The following is a 23320-nucleotide window of genomic DNA, read 5'->3' on the forward strand; positions in this document are numbered from 1 at the left end:
GTTTATCCTGGGCCAAGCCGCATTTCCGTTACTTCAGCGGCTATTGTTCCTGTTTTTGGCTGAATTTCTATTCGTACCATTACGGTCTAGCTTGACAATTACCGGGCTTTGACTTGAAACCAGTTGTTCAAGCGACTGAATGCGGAGAAATACGCACTAATGTGAAGTCTGGCTAATCCCGGCTTCTTGCTGCATACGCACGCTTGGACAGATCCTCCGGGAACTGGCTCGGCAGCTGGAGTGTCAACCAATCCAGAGCTGCTCATGCTGAGATTGTTTTAAACACAGGCAGCCGGCCAGGCCAGACCGATCTTTATCCCAATCGATGAAGCACAGGCATTCCGGAAAAGGATAAGAAAAATGAAAAGACAATATCTGTTCGTAGCCTTATTCATTCTGTCTGTTTTCGCCGCCCTTGAGCCGGCCGGGGTAGCGGCTGCCACGCCCGGTGCTGCCAAGCTCGACCGCACAATCCTGCCCATTATCGAACCCGATTATCCGCCGATTAAGGAACTCGATGCCCGCAAGGCCAAGGCTCCGCCGCGTTTCGAGGTCAAGGCGCCAAAGGGCGCCCCCAACGTAGTTATCGTGCTGATTGACGACATGGGCTTCGGCACGGCCAATACCTTCGGCGGCCCGGTCGCGATGCCGACAATGGACCGGCTCGCGCGGGAAGGACTGCGCTACAACAACTTCCATACGACGGCGCTATGTTCGCCGACCCGTCAGGCGCTGAAGACGGGCCGCAACCACCACACCGCCAACACCGGTTCGATCATGGAGACGGCTACGGCATTTCCCGGCGATACCGCCGTGCTGCCGAACAGCGTGGCGCCGGTGGCCGAGATACTGCGGCTCAACGGCTACAGCACCGGCGCTTTCGGCAAATGGCATGAAACGGCGCCTTGGGAAATCAGCGTTTCGGGACCGTTTGCCCGCTGGCCGACCCTGCAGGGCTTCGATAAGTTCTACGGCTTCCTGGGCGGTGAGACCAATGAATGGTCTCCTTTGATTTACGATGGCGTGACCAAGGTCCAGCCGCCGCATGACCCGAACTACCACTTCACTACCGACATGACCAAGCAGGCCATCGCCTGGGTCCGCTATCAGCAGGCGCTGACGCCGGACAAGCCGTTTTTCGTTTACTATGCGCCCGGCGCCACCCACGCGCCGCATCATGTGCCGAAGGAGTGGGCCGACAGGTATAAAGGCAAGTTCGACCAGGGCTGGGACAAGCAGCGCGAGGAGACGCTCAGGCGGCAAATCGAGCTCGGCGTTGTACCCGCCGGCACTCAACTGACGGTCAAGCCCGAGGCCATAAAGGACTGGGACACGCTCACGCTGGACGAGAAGAAACTGTTCACGCGCCAGGCGGAAGTCTACGCCGGTTTCGCCGAACACACGGACCACGAGATCGGCCGACTGGTCAAGGCGCTCGAGGACCTGGGCGAGCTGGACAACACCCTGTTCATCTATATAGAAGGCGACAATGGCGCCAGCGCCGAGGGCGGCATGAACGGCATGTTCAGCGAGATGACCTACTTCAATTATGTGCAGGAAACGGTGGAAGACCAGCTCAAGCATCTGGATCAATGGGGCGGGCCCGAAACCTATCCGCACATGGCGGCGGGCTGGGCGGTAGCGTTCGACGCGCCGTTCGCGTGGACCAAACAGGTGGCCTCGGACTTCGGCGGCACACGCAACGGTATGGTCATTCACTGGCCCAAGGGCTTCAAGGCCAGAAACGAAGTCCGCAGCCAGTTCCATCACGTGATCGACATCGTGCCTACGATCCTCGAAGCGGTCCATCTCCCTGAACCCAAAGTGGTCAACGGCACGATGCAGAAACCCATCGAGGGGGTGAGTCTGGCTTACACCTTTGATGATGCCAAGGCCAAGGACCGCCATGTCACCCAATATTTCGAGATGTTCGGCAACCGCGCCGTCTATCATGACGGCTGGTTTGCCGGCACGTTGCACCGGGCGCCCTGGGAGACCGAGAATCGCCGCTCGTTGACCGAAGACATCTGGGAACTCTATGACGTACGCAAGGATTTCAGCCTCAGCCGCAACCTGGCGAAAGAGAATCCGCAGAAGCTCGCCGAAATGCAGAAGCTGTTCATGAGTGAGGCGGTTAAGTACAACGTACTGCCGATCGACGACCGTCTGCTCGAACGCTTTACCGCCTCCGAGGTGGGGCGGCCGGATTTGATGGGAGGCCGCACCAGGCTCACACTCGGCGAGGGCATGACGGGCATGATGGAAAACGTCTTTATCGACGTGAAAAACCGCTCCAAGACCATCACCGCCGAGCTGGAAATTCCCGAGAGCGGCGCCAACGGCGTTATTCTCGCCCAGGGCGGACGGTTCGGCGGCTGGTGCCTGTACCTGAAGGACGGCAAGCCTGCCTACACTTATAACTGGTTGGGTCTGAACCGCTATACGGTGACTGCGCCGGAAGCCTTGCCGGCCGGCAAGGCCACGCTGGTGTTCGACTTCGCCTACGACGGCGGCGGAGTAGGCAAGGGCGGAACAGGCGCGCTGTCCGTCAACGGCAGCAAAGTCGCCGAAGGCCGCATCGATCGAACGCAGCCGAGGATATTCGCGATCGACGAAACGGCCGATGTGGGCATCGACGAGGCCACGCCGGTGGTTGACAGCCTCGGCGAGGGCGAACAAACGCGCTTCACCGGCAAGATCGAAAAAGTGACTGTCGAGGTGAAATGAATCCTGCAGAGCGCTACCCGGAGAAGCCGGTCACACTGCGGAATAATGACAAAAGAGGTCGTGCAATGGCTTACGAAATTTTGGAAATCGATAACGATATCATGCGTGTCCGCATTTCGGGCGTTATGAGGCTGGCCGATCAGAAGGCACTGCAGGGAATGGCCCGCGATCTGATCGATCGCGGCTTGAAGCCGAGGCTGTTGATAATGGCAGAGAATTTCGAGGGCTGGGAAAAGACCGAAGAATGGGAGGATGTCGGTTTCCTGACGGGCTATGGCAATTCCATTGTAAAGATGGCGATCGTAGGCGATGAAAGCTGGAGGGAGCAAATCTTCATGTTTACCGGAAAAGGGCTTCGCCCCACGGAAATTGAGTTCTTTCCAAACGCCTCATTGGATGAGGCAGAGCTATGGATACGCTCGTGATCCCACAGGCAGGCGCCCGGTCCGGCTGGACTTCTCGGGTAAATGACGAACGCCTGGGACATGACATCGGTCATACGTAACAAATACCGGCTGGCGGTTCTTTTCATGCTGGCGATCACTGTGCTTGCCGGGGTATGGCTTGCCTGCTGGAAATTGCCTGACATCCGCCGGGTTTCAGGACAGCCTCCGAGTCGAATGGAAGCCAGCTACGTAGGACGCCAAACCTGCGCCGGCTGCCATGCCGAACAGGCTCGTCTCTGGCAGGGTTCACACCACGACCTCGCCATGCAGGAGGCGAACGAGGGGACGGTGCTGGGGGATTTTCTCGGCGCCGAATTCAGGAAGGACGGTGTGGTTTCCCGGTTCTTCCGCCAGGACGGGCGTTATTTGGTGCGCACTGACGGCCCGGACGGCGGGCTTGCCGATTTCGAGATCAAGTACACCTTCGGCTTCACGCCGCTCCAGCAGTATCTGGTCGAGCTTCCGGGCGGACGGCTGCAGGCCCTGTCCATCGCCTGGGACAGCCGGCCAAAGGAACAGGACGGCCAGCGCTGGTTTCATCTCTATCCGGACGAGAAAATCGATTATAAAGACGAGCTGCACTGGACGAAGCGCGCGCAAAACTGGAACTACATGTGTGCCGAGTGCCATTCGACCAATCTGCAGAAAAATTACGATCCGGCCAGACGCACTTACCGCACGGCCGCGTCGGAGATCGACGTGGCCTGCGAAGCCTGCCATGGGCCCGGTTCCGATCATGTGGCCTGGGCCGAACGCAAGCCAGGGTTCGAGCGCATCGATGTCGGGACCAGGGGCTTGACCGTCCGGCTGAATGAACGGCAAAAAATCCAATGGACGATCGATCCGGCGTCGGGCAACGCCCATCGCAGCATCCCGCGCAGTTCCGAGAGGGAAATCCAGGTCTGCGCCCGCTGTCATGCGCGGCGCGCCCAGCTGGCCGGCGATTACCGCCATGGCCCGCTGATGGATACCCATCTGCCTTCGCTGCTGCAGGAAACGCTGTATCAAGACGACGGCCAGATCGAAGGCGAGGTTTACGAATACGGCTCTTTCCTGCAAAGCAGGATGTACGCGGCCGGCGTAACCTGCAGCGACTGCCATGAACCTCACAGCCTGAAGCTGCGCGTGCCGGGTAATGGGGTCTGCCTGCAATGCCACGGCCAGAACAAGTACGATACCGAAAAGCATCATTTTCACGCCGCCGGCTCTGGCGGCACTCAATGCGTGAATTGTCACATGCCGGCCAGGACCTATATGGTCGTCGACCCGCGCCGCGATCACAGCTTCAGAGTTCCTCGACCGGATCTTTCTGTGCGGCTCGGTACACCCAATGCCTGCGGGAACTGCCATGCGAACAAACCGGCCCGCTGGGCGGCGGATAAAGTGCGGCAATGGTACGGACACGATCCCAAGAGCTATCAGAATTATGCCGAAACCTTGCACGCGGCGCGGACCGGGGCTACGGACGCCGAAGCGCGTCTGCTCGCGTTGCTGCGCGACAAGGATCAGCCGGCTATCGCGAGGGCCTCGGCGGCTGCGGAGCTGGGACACTGGCTGAGTGAAAATTCGCTTCCGGCGCTGGCCGGGGCGCTAGGCGATACTGACCCGCAAGTGCGCGCCGTCGCAATCGAGGCCTTGGCATCGCTGCCGCCGGATCAGCTTTGGCAACTCGCCCACCCGCTGCTGCGCGATCCAGTGAGGACGGTGCGCATGCTCGCGGCGAGTGCGCTGGCCGGGACTCCCGCCGAACAGGTACCGCTGGCAGAACGGGCCAACCTCGGGCGCACCATTGACGAATACCTTGCTTCATTGCGCTTCAATGCCGACGAGCCGGCCGCGCAGGTCAATCTGGGCAATTTCCACGTGGCGCGCGGCGAATTCGCGGAAGCTGAACAATCGTACCGCGAAGCGCTCACCATCGACCCGGACTGGCTGCCGGCCTACGTCAATCTGGCTGATCTCTACCGCCAGACGAACCGCGATCGGGAAGGGGAGGCGTTGCTCCGGGAAGGAATGGCGCGCCAGCCGAAAGCGGCCGTTTTGCATCACAGCCTTGGATTATTGCAGGTGCGGCAGAAGCATCTGACTGAGGCCCTGGCTTCGCTGAAGCGGGCGATGGAATTGGCCCCTGATGATGCGCGCTTCAGCTATGTTTATGCCGTGGCTTTGCATGGCGCGGGGCATACGCGGGAGGCGAAAGCCACCGTCGAGGCTTCGCTGAAGAGGGCGCCGGGTGACCCGGCGCTGAACGCCCTGCGGTCTCAGTTGGCGGCGGAGATACACAAGCGATGAGCGCGCCGTTTGCTCCGAAACGAAAGAGCGTAGAATTAGCTTAGTTAAAGTAAACTTGACGCTTTTAAGGTCGGAAAGATTAATGAGCAATAACAATAATTACACGTTCTCAAAATTATTCGAACACATGCTGACCCATTACCGGGGACTATTCGCTACTCTTTTCCTCCTGCCCGTTTCAGCAGTCTATGGCGCTTATGCCGGCGCCCGCAATTGGATTTCGTTCCGTTTGAACAGCGCGCCCGCCAAACATGATGCCCGGGTTGAAGCGGTCATTCGGCAAATTGCGGATTGGAAAAATCAAGGCGCGGAGCAAAAACTTTGCACCGCCCGGTCCGGCTGGAAAACCATGAGCGAGCTGGTGCCTAAATACAAGCTTACGCACCGCAGGATCGATATCGGCATGTACGACCTGCTGGAAATTGACGAACAGCGCAGAATTGTGCGGGTGGAGCCGCTGGCGACCATGGGCCAGATCTCCCGTAACCTCGTATCGCGAGGCTGGACGCTGCCCGTGGTGCCGGAACTGGACAGCCTGACGGTGGGTGGCCTGATCATGGGTTTCGGCGTGGAAACCAGCAGCCATAAACATGGGCTGTTTCAGCACATTTGTGAATCCTTCGAGATTGTGACCGCCGAAGGGATGCTGGTTAAATGCAGTCCTTCGGAAAATCCAGAACTCTTTTATCAGATTCCGTGGAGCCACGGCACGCTGGGTTTTTTGGTCGCTGCCGAATTGAAGATTATCCCGGTCAAAAAATATGTCAGGATTCACTATCAGCCTGTTCATACCCTGGATGACATGGTCAGCTTTTTCGAGCGCGCCAGCCGGGAGACGGAAAACAACGATTTCGTGGAAGGTCTGGTTTATGGGCGCGATCAGGCGGTCATCATGGTCGGCAGGTTCGCCGATGCCGTGGGCCCGGACGGATCTTTGAATACCGTCGGGCAATGGTACAAACCCTGGTTTTACAAGCATGTTCAAACCTATCTTGAACGCAGAAAAGAAGGCATCGAATATCTGCCGGTGCGGGATTATTTTCACCGGCACACCCGCAGTTATTTCTGGGCCATGGAGGAAATCATTCCATTCGGAAACCATCCTGTTTTCAGGACATTGCTGGGCTGGGCCCTGCCGCCTCGAATCGAACTATTGAAATACACGGAAACGCAAACCACCCGGCGGCTTCGGGAAAAGTTTCATGTGGTTCAGGACATGCTCGTGCCGATCCGGTATCTGAAGCAGTCCATTGTCTATTTCGACGAGCATTTCCGGTTATATCCTTTATGGCTGTCGCCGATGGCGATCAAGGATAATGGCGGACAGCCCGGTTTTGTTCATCCTTTCAGGACAAAGGAAGGCGCCGTGGACGAAATGTATGTGGATATCGGCGCCTACGGTACGCCGGGAAAGGAGGGTTTCGATAATGCCGTCGCCCTGCCGTTGCTGGAGAAATTCGTCATCGAGCACGGGGGTTACCAGGCCTTGTATGCAAGAACCTTCATGAGCCGGGAGGATTTCAGAAAGATGTTCGATCATACCGGCTATGACGATCTGCGAGAGCGATTGCCGTATTGCCGGCAAGCCTTCGATGAGGTGTACGACAAAGTCTCCTCAAAAGGCAGGGTTTCGCCGGTCGAGATGAGGAAGCTGGAAAAGGCGAATTGAAAATTGCCGTTTGCAGCCATTTGAATTTTTCGCTGGCAGAACAGATCCTTCATGCGGCGCCTGGCGTGGTAAATGGGACTGCCTGAATGTGGTTCAATGCCTTAATGATCTGACACTTAGGGGATATTTTGCAAAAGTTTTGTACATTAGCCCGGCATCGCGCGTAAAATCACCGGTTTTCAGGCGCAACTGTCCAGATTGAGTAATGAATAAGACGAATACCGAAAAAACCGTTTCGCCCGGCAAAGCCCCGCCCAAAATGCCCGGCGCATTACCGCTTTTAGGACATATGCTCGCATTCGGCAAAAATCCCTTTGATTACATGATGTCGCTTAGAAAGACGCTGGGGGAAATCGGTGAATTTCGGATGTTTCATCAAGAAATGGTGCTGATGACCGGCCCGGATGCGAATGAAGCTTTTTTTCGCGCGCCCGACGCTCAACTCGATCAAAGCCAAGCGTATAAAATCATGACGCCGATTTTTGGCAAGGGCGTGGTCTTTGATGCGCCGCCGCATAAAAAAGACCAACAGCTTAAAATGCTCATGCCAGTCTTGCGCGATAAACCGATGCGCGGCTATGCGCAAGTGATCGTCCAGGAAGTCGAGCAAATGATTGCCAACTGGGGCGATACGGGTGAAATTGATTTGCTTGAGTTCATGAAAGAACTCACCATTTACACCTCCAGCCACTGTCTGCTTGGCGATGAATTCCGTTACGAACTGAATGAAGAATTCGCCAAGATTTATCACGATCTCGAAAAAGGCGTGAATCCTCTGGCTTTTGTTTTTCCCTATTTGCCTTTACCCGTGTTTCGCCGCCGTGATAAAGCGCGTGCCAGGCTTCAGGAATTGGTCACCGGGATTATTGCCAAAAGAGCGCAGAAATCAGAGAAAAGCGAAGATGCGTTTCAGTTGCTCATCGATGCCTGTTACGAGGATGACAGCCGTTTATCCGCTCACGAAATAACGGGCATGCTGATCGGAACCCTGTTCGCCGGGCATCACACCACAGCAGGAACGGCCGCCTGGACCTTGCTGGAACTGGCGCGCCGGCCTGAATATCTGGAGCGGGTCCTGAAAGAGCTGGATACGCACTTCGGCGTTGACGGCGAAGTGACTTTTCAAGCGTTGCGCGAAATTCCGGTACTGGAAAATGTCATTAAAGAAGTCTTGCGCCTGCATCCGCCGCTGATATTTTTAATCCGCAAGGTGATGCAGGACTTTCATTTTAAAGATTATACGATCAAGGCCGGAAAATATGTCTGCGCTTCGCCGCGCGTATCGCATCGCATCGCTGATGTTTTCTCGGATCCGGAAAAGTTTGATCCCGACCGCTATTCGGAAGCACGCCAGGAAGATGCCAGGCCCTTCAGCTGGATCGCCTTCGGCGGCGGCAAACACAAGTGCAGCGGCAACGCGTTCGCCATGCTGCAACTCAAAGCCATTTTCAGCATTCTGCTGCGCCGATATACTTTTGAACTGGTCGACGATAAAGACGCTTATCAGGATGATTTTACCCAAATGGTGGTGCAACCGGTATCGCCTTGCCGTGTTCGTTATATAAAGCGCACGGATATTAAACGCGCCGTTGATGCGTCGCCGGAAAACATCGTTCAGGAAAGAGTAGAAAACGGACCGCACTTTCGAATAATAATCGACAGAGAACTTTGCCAGGGGCATGCAGCCTGCATGACTGAAGCACCCGAGCTTTTTCAGGTAGACGAAGCCGGCAATGTAACCGTTTTACAGGAAAACCCGCCGCCGGATCTGCTGGAAAAAGCCCGGCAGGCGGAAAAATATTGCCCGGCGAAAGCAATTAAAATTGAATTCAACTGAATGCACTAAAGAGATAAAGAATGGCCGCATATCCTAGAGAAGAACTTGAAGAAATGGTTGAACGTTGGTTGCAGGCAAATCGTAACGCGGAAAAAGAGGGTAACTGGCCCAAATACCTGGGCGAGATGTATACCGAGACGGCCGAATACCGCTGGAATATCGGGCCCAATGAAGAATTCGTGGCGCGCAGCCGCAAAGAGATAGAAGAATGGGCTTTAGGCGTGCAGATGGAAGGTTTTGAAGACTGGCGCTACCCGTACCACCGCATTTTAATCGATGAAAAACAGGGTGAAGTGATTGGCCTGTGGCGGCAAGTGTCGCCTGCGCTGAGAGACGACGGCACTCATTATGAAGTGGCAGGCATAGGCGGTTCCTGGTTTCGCTATGGCGGCAATTATCAATGGGAATGGCAGCGGGATTTTTTTGATTTAGGCAATGTGAAAGCCTTGTTTTTCGAATTGGCGGCCGACGGCAAATTAGATCCGGCCGTGAAAAGAAAAATCGGCAAATTGGCCAAAGGGCAACTGCTGCCAGGCCATGAGCGTTTGCGCAAAGATCCCGGTTTATGGAAAAAACTGAAAGGTTTTATGGCAATGGTAAGCATTGCCCTGTTTAATAAGTAAAAAATACAAGCTAAAAGGAATCTCATAAATATCTATGCTGAATGTAAAACCGGGTTGGAAAAACTGGCAATTACTCACTGAAAAAGGACGGCAGATTTGGGCATTCAAGCCCGGCTCAAATAATATCAATGAGCATTTGCAAAATGCCGACCGCATTACAGATGAAGACATAGCGCAATTTGCCGAAGATTTTCAGTTTGATAAATCCGGCAATCCCAATTCCGGCGATAAGGTTCTTAGAAATCAAGCCGCTGAAGCGAAATTCCAGCAATTTGCCGGTCAAATACCGCAGTCGGAGAATCCCGATGAGCAAAAAGTCATCGACGCGCTCATCAAGGGAATGAACTACTACGCCTGCCTGCAATGTGAAGACGGCCACTGGCCGGGTGATTACGGCGGCCCGCTGTTTCTCCTGCCCGGTTTGCTGATCGCCGCTTATATCTCGGATACGTCTTTCCCCAAAGCGCATCGGGAAATGATGAAGCTTTATTTGTTCAATCATCAAAATAAAGATGGCGGCTGGGGCATGCACATCGAAGGCGAGTCGACCATGTTCGGCACCGTCATGCAATACGTGTCATTGCGCCTTCTGGGAGTCGATAAAGATGAGCAGCAACTGATCAGGGCCAGGACGTGGATCCAAACGAATGGCGGTGCAACCGGCATCCCTTCCTGGGGAAAATTTTATCTTGCCGTACTGAATTTGTACGACTGGCAAGGCTTCAACAGTCTGTTTCCCGAAATGTGGCTGTTTCCCAAATGGCTGCCGGTTCATCCCTGGCGTTACTGGTGCCACACCCGCATGGTTTATTTGCCGATGGCCTATTGCTATGCGCAACGAATCAAAGCACCCGAAAATGAACTGATCCTGTCTCTGCGAGAGGAAATTTACAGCGAGGATTTCGCCTCCATCGATTGGCCGAAACAACGCAATGCGGTATGCGAAAAAGATTGTTACACCACGCCGTCTCCGGTACTGAAGTGGATGAATTTTTTCACCAATAATTACGAAAAGTTCAGATGCGCCTGGTTAAGAAAAAAGGCCACGGACTACATTTTAAAATATCTCAATGCCGAGGATGAGCAAACCAACTACATCAACATCGGTCCCGTCAATCAAGCCATCAATTCCATTTGCATCTGGCATGCCTACGGCAAAGACTCTACACAATTTAAAAAGCATGTAGCGCGTTGGTACGATTATTTATGGGTTGCCGAAGATGGCATGAAAATGAATGGCTATAACGGCTCCCAGCTCTGGGATACCGCTTTTGCAACCCGCGCCATGCTGGAAAGCGGCCTGGGCAAACTATTCCCGGAGACGATTGCAAAAAGCTATCGGTTCATCGAACTAGCGCAAATCAAGGCCGAACACCCGACGCATGCCGAGTTTTTCCGTCATCCGATGATTGGCAGCTGGCCTTTTTCAACCCCTGAAAATGGCTGGCCGGTTGCCGATTGCACAGCGGAAGGCTTAAGCGCCGCTTTGGCCATTCACCATTCAGGTCTGGTTGAACCGGCGATTGATGAGCAACGCATCAAACAAGCCGTTGACGTCATACTTTCTTATCAAAATACCGATGGCGGCTGGGCAACTTATGAGTTGACTCGCGCATCTAAGTGGCTGGAAAAACTCAATCCATCCGAAGTGTTCGCCGATATCATGATTGATTACTCATGGACGGAATGCACGGCGGCTTGCGTTATTTCATTACTGGAAATTCAGGACAGTTATCCGGATTATAAAAACGGCGAAATACGCAAGGCGATCAGTGCGGGAATAAGTTTTATCCTTGAACAGCAAAAGCCGGATGGGTCCTGGTATGGCGGCTGGGCGGTCTGTTTTACCTACGCCACCTGGTTCGGCGTCGAAGCGATCAGCAAGGCCAAGGGCAAAGGTTATTTTGACGATGCGGTTTTAATGACCAGCATCAACAAAGCCTGCGCTTTTTTAGTCGATAATCAAAAAGCGGATGGCGGCTGGGGGGAGACTTTCGAATCGTGTTCAAAACTGGTCTATACCGAGGCGGCCACGTCCCAGGTGATTAATACCGCTTGGGCTTTGCTGACGCTGATGGCTGCCGATTTTGGCGATAAAAAAATTATGGAAGCAGGCATCAAGGTGTTGTTGAACAGACAAACGGACACAGGCGATTGGCCGCAGGAAAATATTTCCGGCGTTTTTAATTACAATTGCATGATTACTTATGCCAATTACAGGAATATATTTCCTATCTGGGCGTTAAGCCGGTACTGTAGTCGTTATATAAAAGATAAAAGAATCAACGCGGTCTAAAGGATGTGCATGGAGTGGCCCAATATGAAATCAGAATTCGACATTTGCATTATCGGCGCAGGCATGGCGGGCGCCACCATCGCTGCCCATCTTGCCCCCAAAGGCATCAAGATCGCATTGATCGATCATAGCTTCAAGGAGAAAAAGCGCATCGTCGGCGAATTGTTGCAGCCTGGAGCCGTGTCGTCGCTTGAGCAAATGGGGCTTGGGAGTTTACTGGATGGTTTTGAGGCGCAACCCGTTGACGGTTATGCGCTGCTGCAAAGAGATGAAAAAATAACCATTCCTTATCCGGAACAATTTAAGGGAATGGGTCTGCATAACGGCAAATTTTTACAGCAAATCAGAGCTTCCGCATTGCAAAATGAGTCGGTTACGCAAATTCATGGCAAGGCCTTGCAGCTCCTGGAAAATGAAAAGCATGAAATTATCGGCGTCAGTTTCCGGGAATCGCTCACGTCCCAGGTAAAGTCCATTTATGCACCTTTGACCATTACCTGCGATGGCTTCTTTTCAAATTTCAGAGAACACCTCAGCAATAATAAAAAAACCGTAACGTCTTATTTCATCGGCCTGATTTTAAAAGACTGTGAAATGCCTGTGCCAAAACATGGGCATGTGTTTTTATCGGGGCCGACGCCTTTTATTTGTTATCCGATTTCCAATAATGAAATCAGGCTATTAATCGATTTTCCAGGCGAACAGCTACCCAAAAAGTTTTTGCTCCAGGAGCATTTGGAGGCCAACGTGACGCCTTATATTCCCGAATGCATGTTTAACAGCTATGCGCAAGCCTTGCAGGAAGGGGGATTTAAGGTCATGCCCAATCATTACATGGCGGCAAGGCCCATAACAAGGAAAGGCGCAGTAATGCTGGGGGACGCGCTGAATATGCGTCATCCCTTGACGGGCGGCGGATTGACAGCGGTATTTTCGGATATCCAGATATTGAGCGCCCATTTATTGACGATGCCCGATTTTAATAATACCGATTTGATTCACGAAAAAATCGAAGCCTATTACCGTGACAGGCAAAGCGCCAATGCCAATCTCAATATTCTTGCCAACGCGCTATATGCCGTGATGTCCAATGATCTGCTTAAAACGGCCGTATTCAAATATCTGCAGCGCGGCGGCGCTAATGCGCAGGAATCGATTGCTATTTTGGCCGGCTTGAACAGGAACCATTGTTCTTTGATAAAACAATTCTGTCTTTTGACCGTGTTCGGCGCCGGCAATTTAGTGCATCAGGGCATTTCGAATATACCTAAAGCGATAAAACTTCTTTCGGATGCGATTATCATCATTAATCCCTTGATAAAAAACGAGCTTTTGGTAGTAACTTTTTTTTATCGCTTTTTCTCAAAAATAAAACCCCTTGCTTATCTCGGGTATGGCACAAAAATTCAGGGACTTTAAGCAGCCGTAGTATTCACGGATAAAGTGGTCCTGTCAAAGCCATGAACTGCTTTTAGTTAAAAGTGTTTTTGCTGGCAGGTGAAAGATTGGAAATAGGGAAACGAACTTTCAGATAGGGAATCCGAATCGCCAGAAACAGAATAACCCAATTTAATCAACGCATTATGTTTTACCTGACAGTCTTTTTAAGCAGTGACTATGATCCTCAGAACTTACACAAGTCTGTGGTGGCGATTTTAGTCGCCTATTTTCTGAATGGGCGACTACCAACAGTAGGCGCTCTAGGCGAAGTCGCCCCACAGGTTTTAAAATCGCTGGTTTCGGCGGTTGAACAGGCAAACTGCGTAAGTCTTGATCTTCAAGCGATTCATTCCGTGCTTTCGCTTTCATCTCGGGCGGTGTTGTCTGGGATTGAGGCGGTGAGAACGGGCATAGCACTTGTTACAAGCACCTTTGCTGTTTCCGCGAATTGACTAACAGAATCATCTGCCTATGAAAATCAACCAGCGCGCCGCCAAGATCGCGGAGAGTTTTGCCCGAAATCCCAAGCGGGTCCTGGGATTGGCCTTGGTATTATCGATGCTGGCCGGCTGGGCGGCGGCGCAGCTTCCGGTCCATACTTCACGGCAGGCATTGCTTCCGCAGGATACGGCCGTGGCTAAGCGCTTTAACGATTTTTTGAAGAATTTCGGCGCCGCCTCGGATCTGATAGTTGTCCTGGAGGGCGCTCCCCGCAGCGATCTGGAAGCTTTTGCCGACGATCTGTCTGCGAAACTCCAGGCGGAGCCCGAGATAGACCAGGCGACATCCCGTCTCGACATGAAGTTTTTTCTGGACCACGCTTACCTGCTGATGCCGACCGAGGGACTGGACAAGCTTGCAGCACTGGCAAAACAGCCTGCCTTGGGCAAAGGAGGGATGGAAGAAAACCTGCGCAAGGCGCTGAGCTGGAGCAAAGACCCTGCGGCGCTGGCAGGGACAGACATCGATCTGCAAAGCGCCGAAGCAAGCCTGAACCTGACGACGTTTTTTCTGGAAGAGTGGCGGCGCTGGCTGGACTCGGAGATAGTACCCGCCGGTCTGGACTGGAACCGGCTGCTGGCCAAAAGCGGGGCAGGGAGCATGGCCGACGGCTATTTTGCATCGCGCGATGGGCGGATGCTGTTTTTATTCGTCCATCCGAAAAGCCATTCCGAAGATTTTAACAACCTCGGCCCTTTCGTCGACAAGGTCAAACAGGTGTCGGCGGCCTTGACCGGGCAAGTCAAGGCCGCCGGCCGCACGCCGCCCACCGTGGGCCTGACCGGACTACCGGCTATTGAGTACGAGGAATACGTCAACATCCGCAAAGATATCACTTTAGTGATATTCACCTCCGCCGGCCTGATCGCGGCATTGATTTTGTGGGTAGTCCGAAGCATGCGCTGGGCCGTGCTGATTTTCATCCCTATGGGGCTCGGCGTGCTGTGGAGCTTGGGATTGGCTCTGGTTACGGTCGGCCACCTGACCATGATTACCGCCGCCTTTATCGCCATCCTGTTTGGCCTGGGGGCGGACTACGGCATCTTCACCTCCTCGCGCATCGCCGAAGAGCGCCGCGCAGGCAAGCCCCTGATCGAAGCCATCGGAGCCGGCATCGGTTCATCCTTTATAGCGGTACTGACGGCGGGTGGCGCCTCGCTGCTGATTTTCAGCGTTCTGGCCACGGTTGATTTCCCCGGTTTTGCCGAACTGGGCGTGGTGGCTGCCAAAGGCGTGCTGATGATCCTGATCAGTACCTGGATGGTCCAGCCCGCGCTTTACGCCTTGTTTCCGCCCAAGCTGAGGGATATCCCTTCGTTAGACACACCGCCTGTTCCGGCAAAAAAAGCGAAACGCAGCGGCGCATTCCCTAAACCCGTTGCCGTGGTTCTCGTCTTGCTGGCCTTAGGCTGTGCCGTCATCGGCGGCGTAAAAGGGCTCGCCATTCCGTTCGACTATGACGTGCTGGCCATGCTGCCCAAAGATTCCCAGGCCGCCTATTACCAGCGCCGCATGGTGGCGGAAAGCGACTACCAGTCCGAAGTCATCATTTTCACCGCCCGAAGTATGGCGGAGGCGCGGCGGATCGCCGACGAAGCGGGCAGACTCAAGACGATCGCCCAGGTACAGTCGCTGGCCGGCCTGTTTCCTGCGGATGCCGATGAGCGCCTCCGCAAGGCCGTGAGTATCGCGGAATCGTTAGCCCGGAACGACTCCATCGAGCAAGTCGCCGAACTCGACCGGGAGGGCTTGTCCGCAACATCATTCGAGTTGATGCGGGCGGTGCTGGAAAACAGCAGCGCCACCATCGACGAAGCGCAGGAGCAGGCATTTTCCGCCGGACATGCCAACCTGGTCGAAAGCCTGGAAAACGTGCGCGAGCAGCTTGCGGCCATCTCGGCCAAACTCGCGGCGGATAGCGAACAGGGCCGAGTGCGCAGCGAGAGCTTTTTGCGCGCTCTGCTGTCCGGCGCGAATTTCGGGCTCAAGGTTATCGACGGCTGGCAGCAGGCCAAGCCCCTCACGCCGGCGCAGTTGCCGCCCACTTTGCGCGAGCGCTTTTTTGGCGCTGACGGCGGCATCGCAGTCTACGCTTTTCCGGCAAAAACCGTGTATGATCCCGACAATCTCGATGCGTTGATCAAAGACGTCTACAGCGTTTCGCCCACAGCGACCGGCTTCCCGACCACGCATCAGGCGCTTGCCAAATCGGTGGTGGAAAGTTTCACCCAGGGCACGCAATTGGCCCTGGCGCTGTGCCTGCTCTGGGTCATGGCGGCGACGCGCAGCGTGCGGGGCTTCGCGCTGGCGACCTTGCCTTTGCTGATCGGCGGCGGCTGGATGCTGGGGCTGATGGCCCTGGGCGACATTCGCTACAATTACGCCAACATCGTCGCCTTGCCTCTGGTGATTGCGCTGGCGGTGGATTACGGCGTCTGGTTCAGTTACCGCTGGGCCGAATTGAAGGACTGCACGCCTTTGCAAGTCAGCCTGGCTGCCGGCAAGGTGATCGGACTGGCCGCCGGCACCGAATTGGCCGGCCTGGGCGCCATCACTTTGGCCAGCTACCGGGGCGTGTCATCCTTAGGGCAAAGCATCACCATCGGGCTGTTGTGCTGCCTGACCGCAACCCTTATCGTGGCCCCGGCCATCGGACAATTAATCGATTCCAAGAGAAAACCATAATGCGAAAAATCTGCCTAATCATCGCCAGCCTGTTAGCGCCCATTGCCGTGGGCGCTGCACCCAATCCCGAAATGATCGTAGTGTGTTATCCCGGCGGAGCAGTCAATGCCAAAGATGCCAACGGCGCGATGAATTCCATGCTGCGTGTGGTGGAACGCGTGGGCCAGTGGCAAGCGAACAGTTTCAACAGCGTCTTCATTACCAAGCCGGACGAATGCAGAAAGCAGATGGCCGAAAAAAATCCCAAGTTCGCAATCACGTCCTTGGGCCTCTATTTGGAATTGCGAAGCCAGCACAACCTGGTACCGGTGGTCCAGCCCAAGATCAAAGGCCGCACCAGCGAGCGTTATCGGGTAATGGTCCAGAAGGATAAGTACAAGAGCCTGGATGAGCTGAAAGGCAAGACCCTGGGCGGCACGGTATTGGAAGAACCGGCCTTCATCGGCAGAATCGTTTTTGCAGGGAAATACGATCCCGCCAGTTTCTTTGTCCTGAAACCGTCCAATCAGGCCATCCGTGCGTTGCGCGCTTTGGACAAAGGGGAACTGGACGCCGTCATTTTGAACGAGCAGCAATTCGGCGCACTTGGCTCGCTGCATAGGGAGAAACCGCTTGAAGCTGTTTTCGAATCCGGGGAAATCCCGCTGATGGGGGTAGTGGCCAACAGCGCCATCACGACTGCGGAAGAACGCGCCCGTTTCGGCAAGGCGCTGGAAGGAATGTGTACTGACGCCGAAGGTAAAAAACTATGCGAACTGTTCGGGGTGGAGTCTTTCGTCAACGTGGACGCGGCCGTGTTCGAGCCTATGATCAAACTTTGGACTGAAGGGAAATAAGGCCTTGCGCAAAACACGACTTCTTCCTATCGTTTCGATGCTGTTGCTCATGGTCGGCTGTGCTGGGCTTCAGCGCGAACATATCCAGACAGAGCCGCTTTCCGGCTGTCCCAGCCAGAACGCTGCCGCGTTGTTAGCCGAACAAGATCAACTCGGCCCTTTGAGTGATACTCATACCTTGCTCTGCGCATTGAATGTCCTGCGCGGCACTCAGGATCCGGCAGTGCGCCGCACCGCGCTGGGCAGCCGGCTATGTCTGCATCTGGCCGAACGCGAGACAAACCAGGAAAAGCGCGAAAAGTTCGCCTCCGAGGGCGTGAACTTTGCCGAAAGCGCCCTGGCGCAAGGGGGCGGCCACGACGGGGCGGTGCATTATTACCTGGCGGCCAACCTTGGCCTTGCGGTGCGCGAACACATCACGCTGGCCATGGAAAACCTTGGCCGGCTGGAAAGCGAGATGAAACAGGCATTGGCCTTGAGCCCGGACATCGACGATGGCGGGCCGCTGCGGCTTTTGGGAGCGCTTTATCTCAAAGCCCCTCCCTGGCCCGGCGGGATAGGCGATCTCGACAAGGCGTTGGAACTGCTGGAAAAGGCAGTCAAGGAGCATCCGGGGCATCCGATTAATCATTTGTTTTATGCCCAGGCGCTCTGGGAAGAGGACGATGAGGCTAACCTGAGCCGGGTAAAAGCCGAATTGGCGTTGGGGGAGAAGCTATTGGCAGAAGGTAATTGGGGCTACAACAAGGAGCCCTGGCAAAAGGAATTTGCCATGTTTGTACAGGAGCTTGGGGAGGCTGAATTGTCGCGCCGGTGATTAGCTGTAAGAGTTCGGACTTGATCCGGCAATATATAAAATTAGCCTCAATTGCATTAGATGTTGGCCGTCTCAGTTCGACCCTTTGCGGGCCTAGCTAAGTGCAATTGGTGTGATAGGAATTCAGCGTTAACGGTCCTTCAGATGTAGTCTGACTCAGTAAAGATCAAGATGCTCATATGTGTTTTGACAAGGTTAACAGTTGTTTTTTTAGGAGTGATGATATATATTCCGACTATGCTTAGGTGACTAGGAGCATCTCCAGTCAATTAGCCTGAGCCTCTACCCGCGATTATTAAATTTACTTGCCCTAATTGCCCCAATCTGTGTTGGGTCGAGTGAGGGCAAGCTAATTGCTTGACAAAAAACGCCGATTTCCGATTTCCAACCTTTCTCCTCATTTTTCTAAATTGAAAACGTATCTTTCTCTTCAACAAGCTTTCGACTTCGCATTTCATCATAAGTTTACGTTTAATGATTTTATAAATTTGAATGTCGAGCAGGAGTGTCAAAGACTAGGGCCAAAGATATTTAGTCCATCGCCAAAATTAAAAAAATATCATCGATTTCTCAATAAATATATATTTGATTACGCAAAAATAAATGAGAATGTCGTATATTCCTACAGGCAAGATAAAAGCTCATTTGGCGCTGTAATAAAACATGCAGAAAACAAATATTTTTTCCAAACTGATATTAAAGATTTTTTCAATAGCATTAATGCTGATGATGTTGAGATAGTTATTGATAAAAATCTTAATGGCACATCAATTTCTGATATTCAATATTATAAAAATCAGCTATTACGATTAACCACTATCCACGGTCGCTTACCCATTGGCTTTGCCACATCTCCTAATATTAGTAACTCATGTCTATTATTCTTCGACAATGAACTTGAAGCTTTTTGCATAGAACAAGGTATAACTTACACCCGATACTCTGACGATATTATTTTGTCATCTAACGACAAAAACATACTAGAGCCAGCTAGAGACTTTATTGTTCATAAACTTAAGTTGCTTTATGGAGAGCGGATAGTAATCAATTCCAAAAAAACAAAGTTCTCACATAAAGGGGGGAAAATAAAATTACTTGGATTGGTTATTTTGCCATCTGGAAAAGTTAGCGTTGACATGAAGATGAAAAGCCAACTTGAAATACTACTTCATTTTTATATTAATGATAGGGAAAGATACGCAGACTATCTAAAGAACAACTATGACGGAGACCCAACTAAAATATCTGGGCAGTTAAATTATATCAATGCCATTGATAGCTCCTATCTCGACAAGTTAAGAAAAAAATATGGCAATTTCATTGTTGATATTTTTTACCACCAGGCAATTAAGTAGCGATGATTTTTAGCTGCACAATAAATAGCGTACAGCACATAAAAGAGCTCTCGTTCGTTGCAGAGCTTAATAATCAGGTTATGTGTATTGTTGGAAAAAATGGTACCGGGAAAACCACATTAGTTAGGGCTATAAAAAACTTAAACTCCACTGATACTTTCGCAAAAACCGCCGCACCTTATATCTTTAACAAAGACAGTCAAATTTCTTATCGATTCAACGATAAATCTTATGTTTTTCGATACAATGAAAAGCTAAAAACAATTGATACAAAAGATATTATTGATAAAAACATCAAAAATAATATTTATGTTGAACTACCAATTCCTCATGGCGAAAGATTCAGTAACTTTCAAAGATTAGGTGAGATTGATGAAGAACTAAGAAGAAAGATAGCACTAAAAGAGTATCAAACACCTAATGAGTTAATTGCATTTTTATCTGATATATACCAGACTAATAGATTTAGCAACTTAAAAGAAGTTTCCATAAAAAAATCAAAATACTATTTTATTTTAAAGGAAGACAACTTTTATATACGCGAAGATTATCTGAGCTCAGGAGAACATTTTGTTATCAATCTCTACAAGATGATCCAGAGGAGATGTAAGTTAATTTTTATTGACGAAATAGATATATCTTTGGATGCTTCAGCTCAAGTAAACTTGCTTAATGAATTACGTAAATTCTGTAAAGAATATGAGGTTAATATAGTTTTTACAACGCACTCCCTCGCCCTGATAAAGAAACTGAATGATTTCGAGCTTTACTATATGGAAAGCAATAATGGAATTATTGCTTTCAAAGAAGCCTCCTATAACTATGTCAAGAGCCTGCTCTTTGGATTTAAAGGGTGGGATAAATATATTCTCACCGAAGACCCAATGCTTCAAAATTACATTGAGCACTTAATTTGGTATAAAAACATTCGAACATTTTATACATATAAAATTATTCATGTTGGTGGCGCTGATAGAGTAGTGGATTTGATGAATAGAAATTCAATAGATGAGTTTTTTTCGCGGCAAGAAAATGTTATTACCGTGCTTGACGGAGATCAAAGTAACATTCAAAAATATCAAAATAATGAAAGAATAGTATTCATTCCTTTTCCCAGCGTTGAAAAGCAATTATTCGAAAATTTTAATAACAACGAACTCCCTGAAACCTTTATCTTCACCAAAATACCAGCAAACAACAAAGAGCTATATAACAGCATTCAACAAAAATCCTATATGTCCGACGTGGATATATTTTTATTCATTAATGGACAAAAAGAAACTGAAGTTAACGCTTTTGCTCAAAGGCTATTCGATTTTCTTAACCCTCAAGCATAGAGAATCTCAGCATAGTTCCCAACCCTAACTAAAGCATCATAGCGCGGTAGGATGCGGTGGGGCACGAACCGCATCGTTCACGATCGATGCGCAGAAATGGACCCAGAAAATTGGACAGTGGCTTAAGTGACAAAACTGCTCTATTGTGATCTCAACGTATGAGGAAAAAACAATGAGCAAAAAAAGAAGAAATCACTCTCCGCAGTTCAAAGCCAAGGTAGCCTTGGCAGCAATTAAAGGCGATAAAACCTTAGCCGAATTATCGTCTGAGTTTGATGTCCACCCGAACCAGATTACGCAGTGGAAGCAGCAATTGCTGGACAATGCCAGTGACTTGTTCAGCAAGGGTAAGCCTAATTCATCCGCTTCCGATGAGGCCATCAAGGATCTGCATGCGAAGATCGGTCAGCTGACGGTGGAAAACGATTTTTTAGCCAAAGTGCTCGGTCGCTAGATCGGGCCCAGCGCAAAGAAAACATCGATCCCCAGGCGGAGCTATCTGTGACCCGACAATGCAAACTGCTGGCGTTGAGCCGATCCAGTATCTATTACCGGCCTGTCGAGGCGTCCGATGAAGACCTGAGACTGATGAAAGCCATCGATGCCATTCATCTGGAGCAGCCGTTCAGAGGGAGCAGAAGGATTCGAGATGAGCTGCTGGATCAAAAGGTTGTCGCTTATATCAACCGCAAGAAAGTGCAACGGCTGATGCGGCAAATGGGCTTGGTCGCGCTCTATCCGAAAAAGAAGACCAGCCTGCCAGGCAAGGGCCATAAAATCTACCCTTACTTGCTGAAGGGCTTGCGCATTGACCGTCCCAATCAAGTTTGGGCAACCGATATCTGTTATATTCCGATGGCCAAAGGCTTTCTCTATCTGGTCGCGGTCATGGACTGGCATAGTCGTAAGGTCCTGAGCTGGCGCCTGTCGAATACGATGGATACCGGCTTTTGCTTGGAAGCCCTGGAAGAAGCCATTGCGCGTTATGGAGTACCGGAAATGTTCAATACCGACCAGGGCAGTCAATTTACCAGTGACAAATTTACTGGCATGCTCAACGCCCATGGCATCAAGATCAGCATGGACGGCAAGGGCCGCTGGGTCGATAATGTCTTTGTAGAACGGCTCTGGCGCAGCATCAAATACGAGGAAATATACCTGAAGGCATACGAAACGCCGCGGCAAGCTGAATCAGAAATTGGTAAGTATTTTCGCTTCTATAATGAAAAAAGACGACATCAGGGTTTAGCGGGAAAAACGCCGGATGAAGTCTATGACGCTGACCTTTTTGATGAACAAAAGGCCGCATAACCTGGCAGGGTTATCACTTAAGAATGATAAATGGCTGTCCAATTGGTGGGGTCCACTTCTCGCATTACTGCGTTCAGAGCATTCTACAAGCTGGCCTCCCTAATGTTTCTGCAATGTTTGAATTCAGAAGCTATGCTTAACCAACGCCAAACGTTTTGGCGGGACAATATGCCCCGTCCAGCCGCAGTGGCTGGTTAATGCCGGATATCAGGCAGTCGTTAAGATAAGAAGAGGCCGTATATCATCCGAGACTGGAAGATATGCAGTTAACGTTCTAAGTAAATGTACTGAGTTTGTTGATTAGAGTGTGATAATCAGAGATGATATACGGGAGCCATATAATTATTTATTATGCCTCAATCACCGAAACGGATGCCGCGTCGTCAGGTGGTCGGCAATCAGTTCACAGCGGATTAGCCGCTGAGGGTGAGCTTCCGCATTAGGTGCAAAAAAATTGCGCATATCAATCGCATAGTGAAAAGGTTTTAAACTAATAAGTAAACAACAAGAAGAAGGGAAAATTATGTCATCATCTATCGTCAACAGAGAACGGGTGTTAAACAAAGTTAAAGAATTAAGAGCTTCCACTGCCAAGCCCGATGAGAATCTTTATTCGGAGCTCGATTTGGAATTGGCAGGCCTTTACCCAACCCTACCGATGAACTGGCTTACCGCGCCCTTATTAGCGACTGGAGCAACTTTCGTAGGCTTCCTATACAACTATGGTGCGAGCATGTACGTTTATGTTGATTCGGACGATAAGTGGCTGTATGCAACCAAGAGCACAACAGAAGGGGCGGTTCGCTGGAAGCTGTATCAGGACTCAGTTGGCAACCTAGTCCTCAATGCGACCATCGGTAGTGCGCAATTGTACTTTAACTGGAGAAACACTACAGGTGCCTGTAAGCTCTATGATAGCTATGACAAAATGACTGCGAAGGACTGGGCTCAGACCCAATTCAAAATGTTCAATCCAGATAACGAGGAGTACATAGGAACTTGGTCGACAACCGACAATGAATTGTACAACCGAACAAATATCAGCTACAAAGAGTTTGGGTTCCAGTTTTTTGATCAGAATGCGTTTACACAAGATGATTATCTGATTTACAACGCATATCTAAAGACAATTTAGGTTGGGCAACGAA

16 protein-coding genes are annotated in these 23320 nt (G+C 51.4%); all 16 read left to right on the top strand.

What is annotated here, in order from left to right; genetic code table 11:
- Positions 1–360 precede the first annotated feature (360 nt).
- The 16 genes from ACTNE6_RS08315 (at position 361) to ACTNE6_RS08390 (ending at position 23307) form a co-directional block, all read left to right on the top strand.
- A complete protein-coding gene (locus ACTNE6_RS08315) occupies positions 361–2727 on the top strand; it encodes an arylsulfatase (RefSeq protein ID WP_442499307.1) in 2367 nt (788 codons plus the stop codon).
- Positions 2728–2792: 65 nt separating this feature from the next.
- On the top strand, positions 2793–3152 hold the full coding sequence (locus ACTNE6_RS08320) for an STAS/SEC14 domain-containing protein (protein WP_442499308.1): 360 nt from the start codon (positions 2793–2795) through the stop codon (positions 3150–3152).
- 42 nt (positions 3153–3194) lie between these two features.
- A complete protein-coding gene (locus ACTNE6_RS08325) occupies positions 3195–5465 on the top strand; it encodes a tetratricopeptide repeat protein (protein WP_442499309.1) in 2271 nt (756 codons plus the stop codon).
- 82 nt (positions 5466–5547) lie between these two features.
- On the top strand, positions 5548–7134 hold the full coding sequence (locus tag ACTNE6_RS08330; protein ID WP_442499310.1) for an FAD-binding protein: 1587 nt from the start codon (positions 5548–5550) through the stop codon (positions 7132–7134).
- A gap of 205 nt (positions 7135–7339) precedes the next feature.
- Positions 7340–8971, top strand: a complete 1632-nt coding sequence (locus ACTNE6_RS08335; RefSeq protein ID WP_442499311.1) for a cytochrome P450 — start codon at positions 7340–7342, stop codon at positions 8969–8971.
- 20 nt (positions 8972–8991) lie between these two features.
- Entirely contained in the window at positions 8992–9594 is a 603-nt protein-coding gene (locus ACTNE6_RS08340; RefSeq protein WP_442499312.1) for a nuclear transport factor 2 family protein, read from the top strand.
- 34 nt (positions 9595–9628) lie between these two features.
- The gene (locus ACTNE6_RS08345; protein ID WP_442499313.1) at positions 9629–11890 is read left to right on the top strand and encodes a terpene cyclase/mutase family protein; all 2262 of its coding nucleotides are present in this window, start codon (positions 9629–9631) and stop codon (positions 11888–11890) included.
- 24 nt (positions 11891–11914) lie between these two features.
- Entirely contained in the window at positions 11915–13309 is a 1395-nt protein-coding gene (locus ACTNE6_RS08350) for an FAD-dependent oxidoreductase (RefSeq protein ID WP_194970439.1), read from the top strand.
- A gap of 164 nt (positions 13310–13473) precedes the next feature.
- Positions 13474–13782 carry a hypothetical protein gene (locus ACTNE6_RS08355; RefSeq protein ID WP_442499314.1) on the top strand — a complete coding sequence of 103 codons (309 nt, stop codon included), beginning with the start codon at positions 13474–13476 and terminating at the stop codon, positions 13780–13782.
- A gap of 19 nt (positions 13783–13801) precedes the next feature.
- Positions 13802–16516, top strand: a complete 2715-nt coding sequence (gene bstA, locus ACTNE6_RS08360; RefSeq protein ID WP_442499315.1) for a sterol transporter cytoplasmic membrane protein BstA — start codon at positions 13802–13804, stop codon at positions 16514–16516.
- Complete coding sequence (bstB, locus tag ACTNE6_RS08365; protein WP_442499316.1) at positions 16516–17352, top strand: sterol transporter periplasmic substrate-binding protein BstB; 837 nt, start codon at positions 16516–16518, stop codon at positions 17350–17352. Before bstA ends, bstB begins: the two co-directional genes overlap by 1 nt.
- 4 nt (positions 17353–17356) lie before the next feature.
- Positions 17357–18169 carry a sterol transporter outer membrane protein BstC gene (bstC, locus tag ACTNE6_RS08370; protein ID WP_442499317.1) on the top strand — a complete coding sequence of 271 codons (813 nt, stop codon included), beginning with the start codon at positions 17357–17359 and terminating at the stop codon, positions 18167–18169.
- A gap of 353 nt (positions 18170–18522) precedes the next feature.
- Positions 18523–19524 carry a reverse transcriptase domain-containing protein gene (locus ACTNE6_RS08375; RefSeq protein ID WP_442499318.1) on the top strand — a complete coding sequence of 334 codons (1002 nt, stop codon included), beginning with the start codon at positions 18523–18525 and terminating at the stop codon, positions 19522–19524.
- Between the two features lie 2 nt (positions 19525–19526).
- The gene (locus tag ACTNE6_RS08380) at positions 19527–20861 is read left to right on the top strand and encodes an AAA family ATPase (protein WP_442499319.1); all 1335 of its coding nucleotides are present in this window, start codon (positions 19527–19529) and stop codon (positions 20859–20861) included.
- A 172-nt stretch (positions 20862–21033) separates the two neighbouring features.
- Positions 21034–22172, top strand: a protein-coding gene (locus ACTNE6_RS08385; RefSeq protein ID WP_442497520.1) for an IS3 family transposase whose coding sequence is annotated in 2 segments (ribosomal slippage) — positions 21034–21286 and positions 21286–22172 — 1140 coding nt in all. Because the reading frame shifts where the segments join, the coding sequence is not laid out codon by codon here.
- Between the two features lie 523 nt (positions 22173–22695).
- Positions 22696–23307: a hypothetical protein gene (locus ACTNE6_RS08390; protein ID WP_194970435.1), complete on the top strand. Its 612-nt coding sequence runs from the start codon at positions 22696–22698 to the stop codon at positions 23305–23307.
- Positions 23308–23320 lie beyond the last annotated feature (13 nt).

The sequence above is a fragment of the Methylobacter sp. sgz302048 genome, assembly GCF_052162025.1.
Taxonomy (GTDB): Bacteria; Pseudomonadota; Gammaproteobacteria; order Methylococcales; family Methylomonadaceae; genus Methylobacter.

What these genes read in the sequence shown, in the direction of transcription:
- ACTNE6_RS08380 (WP_442499319.1), top strand. Translation starts at nt 19,527, where the DNA reads ATGATTTTTAGCTGCACAATAAATAGCGTACAGCACATAAAAGAGCTC.
- ACTNE6_RS08315 (WP_442499307.1), top strand. Translation starts at nt 361, where the DNA reads ATGAAAAGACAATATCTGTTCGTAGCCTTATTCATTCTGTCTGTTTTC.
- ACTNE6_RS08350 (WP_194970439.1), top strand. Translation starts at nt 11,915, where the DNA reads ATGAAATCAGAATTCGACATTTGCATTATCGGCGCAGGCATGGCGGGC.
- bstB (WP_442499316.1), top strand. Translation starts at nt 16,516, where the DNA reads ATGCGAAAAATCTGCCTAATCATCGCCAGCCTGTTAGCGCCCATTGCC.
- ACTNE6_RS08345 (WP_442499313.1), top strand. Translation starts at nt 9,629, where the DNA reads ATGCTGAATGTAAAACCGGGTTGGAAAAACTGGCAATTACTCACTGAA.
- ACTNE6_RS08325 (WP_442499309.1), top strand. Translation starts at nt 3,195, where the DNA reads ATGACGAACGCCTGGGACATGACATCGGTCATACGTAACAAATACCGG.
- ACTNE6_RS08340 (WP_442499312.1), top strand. Translation starts at nt 8,992, where the DNA reads ATGGCCGCATATCCTAGAGAAGAACTTGAAGAAATGGTTGAACGTTGG.
- bstA (WP_442499315.1), top strand. Translation starts at nt 13,802, where the DNA reads ATGAAAATCAACCAGCGCGCCGCCAAGATCGCGGAGAGTTTTGCCCGA.
- ACTNE6_RS08355 (WP_442499314.1), top strand. Translation starts at nt 13,474, where the DNA reads ATGTTTTACCTGACAGTCTTTTTAAGCAGTGACTATGATCCTCAGAAC.
- ACTNE6_RS08320 (WP_442499308.1), top strand. Translation starts at nt 2,793, where the DNA reads ATGGCTTACGAAATTTTGGAAATCGATAACGATATCATGCGTGTCCGC.
- ACTNE6_RS08330 (WP_442499310.1), top strand. Translation starts at nt 5,548, where the DNA reads ATGAGCAATAACAATAATTACACGTTCTCAAAATTATTCGAACACATG.
- ACTNE6_RS08390 (WP_194970435.1), top strand. Translation starts at nt 22,696, where the DNA reads ATGTCATCATCTATCGTCAACAGAGAACGGGTGTTAAACAAAGTTAAA.
- ACTNE6_RS08335 (WP_442499311.1), top strand. Translation starts at nt 7,340, where the DNA reads ATGAATAAGACGAATACCGAAAAAACCGTTTCGCCCGGCAAAGCCCCG.